This is a genomic window from Bacillus sp. MSP13 (genome assembly GCF_000815295.1).
GTDB lineage: Bacteria > Bacillota > Bacilli > Bacillales > Bacillaceae > Bacillus > Bacillus vallismortis.
In genome coordinates, this window is record NZ_JXAQ01000013.1 from 187202 (window position 1) to 198991 (window position 11790).

Annotated in this window: 2 protein-coding genes; both read right to left on the reverse strand. The window is 49.3% G+C overall.

Annotated elements, in window-relative coordinates; genetic code table 11:
* Window positions 1-2: 2 nt before the first annotated feature.
* Window positions 3-10766 (reverse strand): surfactin non-ribosomal peptide synthetase SrfAA, encoded by a 10764-nt coding sequence (gene srfAA, locus SC79_RS15880; RefSeq protein WP_039075880.1) that lies wholly within the window; start codon window positions 10764-10766, stop codon window positions 3-5.
* Window positions 10767-11338: 572 nt separating this feature from the next.
* Window positions 11339-11701, reverse strand: coding sequence for a transcriptional activator HxlR (gene hxlR, locus SC79_RS15885; RefSeq protein WP_010330235.1), 363 nt, complete (start codon window positions 11699-11701; stop codon window positions 11339-11341).
* Window positions 11702-11790: the final 89 nt, after the last annotated feature.

Below are 11790 nucleotides of genomic sequence, written 5' to 3' on the forward strand. Positions count from 1 at the left end.
TATTAGAAAATTTCCATTAATTTATCCAGTTCATCCAGCGTCAAATCGTCGTCGCCAAGGTCGCTCGGCGTCAATTCCGTTCCATCTTGAGATAGGCAATGTTGTATGATTCTGAGCAGATGGGCTTTAAAGCTGTCGCTGAATGTTTGTATCGTTTTTTCATGAAATTCAAGAGAATGATAGGCCAGTGACATCGTCAGTTTTCCGTTTTCAATGTATCCAACAACATCGAGCGCGTTCGGTTTTTCTGTTTCCGGGCTTAACGACTGTCCTGACGGCAGCTCTGATCTCTTGAACAAGCCTGCATCCGACATGTCGTCAAACTGTCCTAAGTAGTTAAAGCTGACATCCGGCTGAATCGAAAACGCAACATCTTCTTTATGTTCCGGCGCCGTCACATAGCGGAGAATGCCGTATCCGACTCCCTTATTCGGTACATGTCTGATATCTTCTTTCATTTTCTTCAGCTGGTAGCCCAGATCATCCGCATGCTTCATATCGAGCACCATCGGGTACATACTCGTAAACCAGCCGACTGTGCGGGAAATGATCAGGTCTTCTATGATTTCTTCACGTCCATGCCCCTCTAAATGAACACTTACTCGATCCTGACCTGTCCACTCCTTCATCGCCAATCCGAATGCCGTCAGCAACATATCATTCATTTCTGTGTGATATGCCTCATGCGCCTTTGTGGTGAGCTGTTCTGTCTCTTCAGCAGTCAGCGAGAATTCGATTGTCTTTGTATGTTTCATTCGCTGATCACCAGATTCGCGATCTTTCGGAAGCTTTGCCGCGACAGTTTGTTCTTCAAGCTGTCTCCAATACTCTTTTTCTTTCAAAAAGGCTTTGGAGTTCGCGAAGTCTTGCAATCTCTCTGCATACTCCGCAAATGAATGTGTTTTCTGGGGGAGAACCGGTTCATTGTCTTGCTCAAGCTGTGTATAAACCGCGGCGAAATCCTCCAGTAAAATCCGCCACGACACGCCGTCAACCACTAAGTGGTGAATGGCAAGAAGCAAGTGGTCTCCGTCTTCCGCTTGGAACAGGCCTGCTTTTAACAAGCCGCCTTCCTGCAAGTCGATGCTGCTTTGCAAACGCTCCGCTTCTCTCTCTATGCGGTCTTCATGATCTTTCGCTTGCCCCTCAATGTGGATGATCTCCAATTGGGCTGAAGCAGCTTCAAGTCCTCTGTTATATTGAACGACATCTTTCGGCTCCTCACGGTACACCATGCGAAGCGCGTCATGATGCTCGATCAATACCTGCAATGTTTTCTCCACCCGTTCAGGATCAAAGCCCTTCTTCGCATGAAGCATCACTGACTGGTTCCAATGGTGCTTGTTCGTGAAATTCTTTTCAAAGAACCAGCGCTGGATTGGCGTCAGGATGACTTCACCCTCCACCGGGCCTTGGTCCGCCTGTTTGCCTTCGGCACGCTCCACGTATTGGGTCAGCTCTTCGATCGTCGGGTGCTGGAAGAGGTCTTTCATTTCCAGCTTCCAGCCGTGCTGGTTCAAGCGGCTCGCCATTTGGATTCCTTTAATGGAATCTCCGCCCATTGAGAAGAAATTGTCGCTGACACCGATCTCCGGAATACCGAGCACATCCTGCCAAATACCGACAAGCAGCTCTTCCATATCCGTTGTCGGCGCTTTGTATTCCCCGCTTCCCGCTTCGATGTCCGGCTCAGGCAGAGCTTTGCGGTCAACCTTTCCGTTTGCTGTAACCGGAAGTTCATTCAGCGTTACCCAGAACGCCGGGATCATGTAGTCCGGCAGGGTTTCTTTCAATGAAGACTTTAACGCTTCTATGTCAGCTGTTTCCGGTGTGACATACGCCGCGATCGCTGTATTGCCGCCTTTATCTTTGACAGCTGTGACCGCCGCATCCTGCACCTCAGAAAGCTGGGCGAGCTGGACTTCGATTTCTGACAGCTCGATCCGGTAGCCGCGAACCTTGACCTGCTGGTCGATCCGGCCGATGTATTCGATGCCGCCGTTTACCCATTTCACCAAATCGCCGGTGCGGTACATGCGTTCACCCGGCACAAACGGATCAGCGACAAACCGCTTCGCGGTTTCGTCTTCCTTATTCAGGTAGCCGCGCGCCAAGCCGCGTCCCGCTACACAGAGCTCTCCGGCTACGCCTTCCGGCTGCACCTGATTGCCTTCGCCGAGAATGTATACTCTCGTATTGGCGATCGCCTGCCCGATGGAAAGCGAGCCTTCCTCCGGATTGATCTCTGTGCTGGTGGCAACGACTGTGTTTTCAGTCGGCCCGTAATTGTTGATGAGCTTGTACGGCTGTTTCACCGCACGCTTCAGCTTGTCTCCGCCTGTCAGCAATACGCGCAGTGACGTATTCTCAAGCTCCATGAACTGTTCCGCCAGCTGTGTCGGCAGGAACGTGATCGTCACGCCATGCGTTTCGAAATAGTCGTTCAGACGGACGATATCGAGGCGGATCGCTTCATCAATGACGTGAAGCTCGGCTCCGATTGTCCACGTCGGGAACATTTCCCAAATGGAGGCGTCGAATCCAAAGCCCGCGTACTTCGCACTGCGGTCCTCCGCTGTCATATTGAACGCGTCATGGTGCCAGAAGCACAGGTTCACAAGCGCATGGTGCTCGACCATGACACCCTTCGGCTGTCCGGTCGTCCCAGACGTGTAAATCATGTATGCGAGGTTTTCTGCATTTACATCCGTCTCTGGATTTTCCTCATCGTTTTCATCAAGCGGCAGGCTTAGAATCGTGCGGTTGCCATCAAGAAGAATGACGTCTCCCAAGAAGCTATCCGGCACTGAAATGCCCTCCTGTTTCAAGAGAAGCTTCGCGCCGCTGTCCTGCAAAATATAGTCAATCCGCTGATCCGGATAGTCAGGATCAATCGGCACAAACGCCGCTCCCGCCTTTAAGACGCCGAGCACCGCGGCAGCCATTTCCAGCGATGGCTTCGTAAGAACGCCGACGCGCTCATCCGCGCTGATGCCGCAGTCGATCAGAATTCGGGCAAGGCGATTCGCCTTCGCATTCAGCTCGCCGTACGTCCATGTCTGGCCGTTGTAGGTGACAGCCGGGCGGTCTTTGTGGCGCTGAGCCGTTTTTTCGAATAGCTGATGAACGGTTTTGTCTGTCGGCACAGGGAGCGTTTTGCCCTTCCATGCCTCAAGAAGCGTTTGTTTTTCTGGTTCCGTGACGAGAGACAGGCTGGAAAGCGGCTGGTTCGGATTGCCGGCGACTTCATCTAGAAGCTGCATCCAGTATTGCTTCCATCGTTCGATTGTTTCAGGCTTAAACAGCGCTGTATTGTATTCAAGCACAAACGTAAGCCCGCCATCGGTTTCGTCAGCCGTCAGCGTGATATCAAACTTGGCCGTTTTCCGTTCAAACGGATGCGGCTCCAGCTGAATCCCTTTCATCGTCAGATCCTTGATATTCGCATTTTGCATTGAAAAAACGGCGTCGAATAACGGATTTCTGCTCGTGTCACGCTGAACCTGTATGTTCTCGATCAGGTCCTCAAGCGGGTAATCCTGCGCATCAAAAGCGCCGAGTGCCGTTTCTTTCACTTCACTCAGATAGCCAGCAAACGTCTTTTCACCCTGCGGATACGTGCGCAGCGCCAATGTATTGACGAACATTCCGATGACGCGGCTGACGTCCGCTTGAGAGCGTCCGGCTATAGGTGAACCGACGATGATATCATGCTGCCCGCTCAGTTTTGATAAAAACGCACTGTATGATGCCAGAAGCACCATGTACAGTGTGGAATCCGTTTCTTTTGCTAATCTGCGCAGAGCTTCAGCTTTCCCTGCTTCTAATGAAAATGCAATACGGTCTCCCGCAAATGTTTGAACCGCAGGCCGGCTATAGTCAGTCGGAAGCGTCAGCACCGGCAGCTCTCCTTCCAGCTCCTTCAGCCAATGCTCCTCTTGCTTCTTATAAAGCTCAGACTGGATGAACTGCTGCTGCCACACGGCGTAATCCTTATATTGGATGCGGAGCGGCTCAAGGATGTCTCCGTCGTACAGCTTCGAAAGCTCCTCAATCAGCACACCGACAGACGCACCGTCAGAAATAATATGGTGCATATCGAACAGCAGAACATGCTCAGTGTCAGAATGCTTGATCAGCCCCATCCTGAATAACGGAAGCCGATCAATTCTGAAAGGTTTGATAAACTCGGAAACGATCCGCTCTGTCTCCTCTTCTGCAGCTTCGAAATAGACCATCTCGCACTCAGCTTCTTCCCAAATCCGCTGCACCGTTTCTCCATCTTTCATTTCAAACGTGGTTCTAAAGGCCTCATGACGCTGCATTAACTTCTGCATGACGCTGTTAAGCCTTTCAACATCAAGCTCACCTGTAAGACGCAGAACCGCCGGCATGTTATAGCTCGTTTGCGCTCCTTCAAGCTGCTGGAGCACATACATCCGTTTTTGCGGTGAGGAAACAGGATACGTATCTTGTCTCTTTGCCGGGCTGATGCTAACGGCTGCCCCTTTTTCAGAAGAGGCTATCACCTGTGCTAAGCCCTCAACCGTAGGTGACTGGAAGAGATCTTTGAGTGACAGCTCAACCCCCAGTTCCTGATGAACCAAGGCAAGCATCTTCATGCCTGCTAATGAATGTCCACCGATGTCAAAGAAGTGGTCAAAAGCGCCGACCTGTTGAACCTGAAGCACCTGCGCCCAAATGTCCGCGAGTTGTTGTTCCGTTTCATTGCGAGGCGCCACATATGAAACACCTGTCGAGACGTTGGCATCAGGAAGCGGCAGTGCTCTTCGGTCGATTTTTCCGTTTCCGGTCAGCGGCAGCTCATCCATTTGGATAAACACCGCAGGAACCATATAAGCCGGCAGATCCTTCGCCGCATGTTCTCTCAGCTCTTGAGATGAGATGTCTCCCTCTCCGACAAAGTACGCGCAGAGCAGCTTGTCTCCCGCTCCTTGATCAACAGCAAGCACGACAGTCTCCTGCACGCGGTCGTGGGTTTGCAGCTGATGCTCGATTTCTCCAAGCTCGATGCGCTGTCCGCGGATTTTCACTTGGTGATCGATCCGCCCGATAAATTCGATGTCGCCATTCGGCAGCCATCTGGCAAGGTCACCCGTTTTATACATGCGTTCACCGGACGTAAACGGATGCGGAACGAACTTCTCCTCAGTCAGTTCCGGACGGTTGTAATAGCCTTTCACGAGTCCTTCGCCGCTCACGCAAAGCTCCCCGGCAATCCCGGCAGGCTGTACGTGTCCAGCCCGGTCAAGGATGTATACTTCCGTGTTGCTGACCGGTTTTCCAATCGGAACAGACAGCGTGTCTCCCTCCAATTCATCAACCGGATGATACGTCGCGAAAACCGTGCTTTCAGACGGCCCGTACATGTGAAGGAGTTTGCCTTTTCCAACCGTTTGCAAAGCTTTTCTGACATGCTCAACCGAAGCCCGCTCCCCGCCAAACATAATCTTGCGCAGCGTTGACAAGCACGCCGGATTCAAGTCCACAAGCAGGTGGAACAAAGCGGTTGTAATCATGAGAATGCTGATATTCTCCCGCTCTATGACCCGAGACAGGCGAGCCATATCCAAAACCGTTTCTTTCGGTATCAGCACAAGCTTGGCACCATTTAACAAAGAACCGAACATATCAAACATGAATGCGTCAAATACGTAATTGGAAAGGCCAAGGATCGTATCCTGTTCTGTAATGCTGAGATAATTCGTTTCCTTCACCGTGCGCAGAATATTGGCATGTGTCACGATATTTCCCTTTGGTGTTCCTGTCGTTCCGGACGTATACGTCAGATTGGCAATCGCCGCGGAGTCAAGAGGCAATGCGAGATTTTGCGTATCGGCATGATAGCTTTCTTCCTCATCCGCAAGCACGATAACACCGCTAAATGCTGCTTCTTCTGCTAAAGCCTTTAATTTTTTCTGAGTAAGAAGCACCTTCGCTCCGCTGTCACGGAAGAAATGCTGCATCCGCTGAATCGGATGTTCCGGATCAATCGGCACATAAGCCGAGCCAGCTTTTAAAACGGCGAGGATCGACACAATCATGTCCATTGACCGCTCGCACAAGACTGCCGCCGTTCTGCCTTCACCCGCCCCTAGAGAAAGAATGCCGCGCGCCAACCGATTGGCCCGTTCATTCAGCTCACGATAAGTAAGTGATTTGCCTTCATATTGAAGTGCCGGCTGGTCTGGCGTTTTCGCCGCTTGCTCTTCAAACAGCTGAACAATCGTTTTGCCTTTCGGATAAGGTGTTTTTCCCGGGTTAAACTGCTGAATTTGCGCAGCAGCCTCCTCTTTAGAAAGAAGTTTGTACTCAGAAATCTGTTTCTCAGGCTCAGCCGCAACATCATCAAGCAGACGCGCAAAATGATTGAGCAGCCTGTCAGCCGTGCTTTGTTTAAACAGCTTCGTGCTGTAGTCCAAATCAAGCTCAATGCCTTCATCGGTTTCTCTCGCCTGCACCGTCAAATCAAATTTTGCAATCTTGAAATTGGTCTCATGAACAGACAAGGACAGATCACCGACAGCCGGAATGCCCTCTGTCGCATTTTGAAGACTGAACATCGTGTCAAACAGCGGATGTCTGCTTACATCACGCGGGATGTTCAAATCTTCAACAAGCCACTCAAACGGATAGTCCTGATGAGAAAAGGCATCCAGCACCTGTTTGCGGACACGCGCGATCAACTGGATAAACGTCTCATCCTGCTTCACTTCACTGCGAATCGCGAGCGTATTGACGAACATCCCGACAATGCCCTCTGTATCAGAGTGGTTTCGGCCCGCTGACGGCGTGCCGACAATGATGTCATCTTGTCCCGTATACTTTGATAAAAGCGTATAGTATGCGGACAGCATCACCATATACAGCGTGGCGCCATTTTGTTCAGCCAAACGATGTAAGCGATCCTTTAATCCCGGTTGCAGCTTGATTGACACCCGGTCCCCTTCAAAGCTTTGAACAGGCGGTCTCGGGTAATCGGACAGAAGCTGAAGCACCGGAAGCTCGCCCGCAAAGACTTCCTTCCAATACGCCCGGTCCTTCTGGTACCCTTCAGCAGCCTGGACGCTTTGCCACACAGCGTAATCCTTATATTGAAGGCGAGGCTCAGGAAGCTGTTCGCCTTTGTATATCCGTGCTAACTCCTCCAATATAATGCCGATGGACACACCGTCAGAAATCAAATGGTGCATGTCAAACAGCAGCATATGACGGTTCTCTCCAAGCTCCATCAAGCCGATTCGGAACAGCGGCGCTTTCGCCAAGTCAAATCTCCGGACGAATGACGTCATAACCGTCTCATCGGAGCGGCCGCCTCTATCAATCATCTCGATGCCGAAATTGACGCTGTCATGAATGGTCTGTCTCGGCGTGCTGTTATCAAGAATAAATGACGTTCTCAACGACTCGTGGCGGCGGATTAGCTCTTGAAATGCGAGCTCCAGCTTTTGAATCTCTAAAGGCCCTTCCAAAATCGCTGCCGCCGGCATGTTGTAGCCGACTCCCGCATCCTCGAACTGGCTGACGATATATGTTCGCTGCTGTGCCAACGAAAGCGGGTAATGCTCCTGTTTTTCAGCAGGTTCAATCGCTGCAAATGCCCGGCTTTCTCTGTGTTCGGCTTCCTCTGCAAGAGCCGCGATCGTCGGATTCTCAAATAAGTACTGAAGCGGAATATGGGCGCCTGTTTGCTTATGAATCTTTGTTAACAGCGTCATGGCCTTCAATGAATGCCCGCCCGTTTCAAAAAAATTGTCAAAGATCCCTGCCTTCTCAACATTCAGCACATCCTGCCAAATCGCTGCGATTGCTTTTTCCGTCTCATTTCGCGGCGCCGTATAGGCTGTTCCGCTGACCGCCTTCACCTCCAGCGCAAACAGCTTGCGGCGGTCTACTTTTCCGCTTGGCGTGAGCGGAATTTCTGCCACTTCTGTAAAGTAAGCCGGCACCATATAGTCAGGAAGCTGTCTGGCCGCATGCTCCCGCAGGCTGGCCGGCGCAAATTCGCTGCCAGTCTTTTGCACAACATATGCGGAGACCTCAAGATTTGCTTGTTCGTCAGGGCGTGCCAAAACAACAGCTTTCTCAACGTCTGGCGCCTGTTGGATCACGGCTTCAATTTCTCCGAGCTCAATCCGGTATCCGCGAACTTTGACCTGGTCATCCTCTCTGCCTAAATATTCAATTGTTCCATCTGGAAGCCAGCGCACCACGTCTCCGGTCCGGTACATGCGATCGCCTGGCACGAATGGATCTTGCAAAAACTTCTCAGCCGTCAATTCAGGCAGATGCAAATAGCCCCGGCCAACACCATCACCGGCGATATAAAGCTCGCCCGCCACACCTTCAGGCTGCAGCCGGCCTTTTTGATCCAAAATATATAGGCGGTTATTTCCCAGTGCTTTCCCAATCGGCACATATGCTGATTGAACGGCACTTTCTGGGATCACCGGATGAACGGACGCGTCAACACACGTTTCAGTCGGCCCGTACACATTGGTCAAACGCGGCGCTGTGCCTGCTTCTTTAAACAGCTTCAGCAGCTTGTCTGCAACAACAGACGACAGGCCTTCTCCTCCGATCAGCAAATGCTTCAGCTTGAGGCCTTCAAAATCGCCCGCCGCGACCAGCATTTGCAGATGGGCTGGTGTTCCGTCCGTCGCTTCGATGCTGTGCCTGCGATAATATGCAGCAAGGGCAGCTCCGTTTGTCACGGTTTTCTTCGGTACGATATAAAGGGTTTGGCCCAATAGAAGCGACGCGAAAATCTGCTTCACTGACGCATCAAAGTGGAACGGCGCAAGCAATGCCATCCGCAGTGTTTGGCTGCCGCTTTGATAAATCGTCTGCTGCAAAGATTCAACCAAATGATGAACCTGGCGATGCTCGATCATCACGCCTTTCGGACGTCCGGTTGTTCCCGATGTGTAAATAATGTAAGCAAGGTTCCGCGCGTTCACATCTGCATTCGGGCTATCGACTGCACCTTCGGCAATCGCCTGATCAAAATCAATCAGCTCCGCATCGGACACAGGAGGTGCAACCTTCGATTCAATCAGGATAAAGTCCGCACCGCAGTCCTCCAAAATATATTGGATGCGCTCCGCCGGAAACGCGGGGTCAATCGGCACATAGGCTCCGCCCGCTTTTAAAATTCCCATGATCGACGTAATCATCCGTTCAGAGCGATCAAGCAGAACCGCGACAGGACTGTCCGCGCCAACGCCTTTCTGTTTCAATAGATTAGCGATGCGTGAAGATTGTTCATGTAACGTTTGATAGGACAATGTGCGATCTTCAAACACAACCGCTGGCTGATCAGCAAGCAGCTCAGCCTTTTCTTGGAACAGCTCTGGAATCGTCATATCCTTGCGGTAGCTGACAGATTCACCACCGGCCCTCTCAAGCAGCTTCTCTTTTTCCGCTTCAGAAATCAGCGTTAATTCATCAATTGTATGATCAGGATGCGTTAACGCGTTCTCAATCATCGTAATCATGCGCTCACAAACAGTGTTAATTTCTTCACGCGAAAATAAATCAGTGCGGTAATCAAAATCAATGGTGAGCTTCCCAGTATCCCATCGATCCTTTACATGAATCGAAACATCATTCAATCCGCTTCCGCTGAAAATCGGCTCAGTCAAAAAGGCAAGATCCTCTTCTTTCTGCCACTGCATGACCTGATATTCAAGAGAAACCGTAAACAACTTGGTCAGAGAGCTCTTTGTTTCACGCAAATCGTTTATCAGAAGGTTATACGGGTACTTTTGGTGACGCAGCGTCTTCATGAGATCCTTCATTCGGTCTTTGACAAAATCTAAGAATGCCTGTCCGCCGTCTACGTTTGTACGAAGCGGAACTGTTGAAACAAACATGCCAAGCATCTGCTTCTCTTTCGCATTTGTCCGGTTGCCCATAAAGGTTCCCGTCACGACATCATTCTGGCCGCTGACTCTGTACAAATAGGCGGCAAGCACCGATTGAAACACTGAAAGAACACTGACCTTGTTTGCCTCACAAAACGATAGGATTTGCTGATGAAGCGCTTCAGGCACATCCTTAGAGAACCTCTCAGCATCTAAACTCCCTCCGCCTGAAGCATTCCGTTTAAGAGAAACAAGCTCAGGCACCGTTTCAAATTGCTTGTTCCAAAACGCCTTGTCCTTTTCAAACCGCTTTGATTGAGCATAGTCCTGTTCAGATAAAACATGATCGATAAATGAATGCGAGATCCCTTCGTTTGTTTCTGAGCCGCCCGCTAATTCTAAATAAATGTGCATAATCGCATTTCCGAGAATATTCATAGAAATTCCATCAGAAATCACATGATGAACATTTGCGTAAAACCACACTTCATTTTCCTTTATAGTGAAGATGGAAAAACGGAATAAGTCACACTCGTACAGCGGCAAAGGCTTTTTTGTTTCCTCCCGGCTCCATTGTGAAATAAACTCTATCGCATTCGGATCTCCAGTGGTGTCAGTATGTTTTATATCAACAGGCCGATACTCGCTTATATATTGAACGGGCTCACCGTTTTCATCGAGCCGCAAACGAAGGCGCATGGCGTCATTTCTGCGGATAAACGTTTGTATCGCTTCCTCAACCAGCACCCAGTCAACCTTCTCCGTTGAAACCAGCTTACCAATCCCCGCAAGATTTGAAATACTTGTATGAGGATAAAATTTTTCTGTATACCAAATTCGTTTTTGTGCATCCGTTAAAGGGTAAAAAGTTATTTCCATATCGTCATACCTCCCCTAATCTTCAATAAGCAGTGAACATGCGCAATGTATTTCCCTTTCTTATCCATATAAACTTTTAATACTTATGGACTACCAGCCAAAAAAGCCCAAAGAACTACACTGAAAAACCAGTGCATCTAAACAAAAAACGGATTGCCGCTATCAAAACGGCTGCCATCCATCATCTTCGCGGCGTATACCACGAGCATATAAAGACCGCAAGACTCTTCATCCCAACACAAAACAATTTTGGCTATTTATTCATTGTTTTCAATATTTTTTTATCTTGCTATCGTTCACTTTAAATGAAAAAAGTGTTTTTATCACCGAAAAATGGGTGAAAAGTTTCATGCGGTATACCGAAAGATTCCAGTTTATTTACTGGTATATTTTTGCGGGATGCCGCAACAATTTCCACTAAACATTATTTACAGAAAAATAAAAATCTTTAAGACAAGCCGTTCCTTTCCATCCCTTTGATTGTTGAAAGCCATTTACAATCTTTACATCGCACCTGTTACCTCGCAAAAACCGAAAAACAAACAAAAAAAGACACCCTTGTGAAGAGCGTCTTACAACGATTCCTTTATGATTTTTTTGTCGACATCAATCAATTCCATATAGCCCTTCCCCCACTCATACATGGCATCCAGAATAGGCATCAGGCTTTCTCCTTGCGGGGTCAAGGAATATTCAACCTTCGGCGGGACAACCGGATACACTTCCCTGTGAACAATCAAATCCTGCTCAAGCTCTCTGAGCTGATTCACCAGGATCTTCTGCGTAATATCAGGAATCAAAGTTTTTAATTCATTGAACCGTTTTGTTCCTTCTTTCCCCAAATGCCACAAAATGAGCATTTTCCATTTTCCGCCGATCACTGCAAGCGTTAATTCCTTCTCACAATTAAACCTTTTGTCGTCCATCCGGCTCAATAGAAATCCCCCTTAGTATATTTTTTGTATGTTAGATACGTATCGTCACTTACTTACTTTTTTGCAGACTCCTTTTTATTATACTCACT

Coding starts and splice junctions, on each gene's coding strand:
- srfAA (WP_039075880.1), bottom strand. CDS start 10,766: ATGGAAATAACTTTTTACCCTTTAACGGATGCACAAAAACGAATTTGG.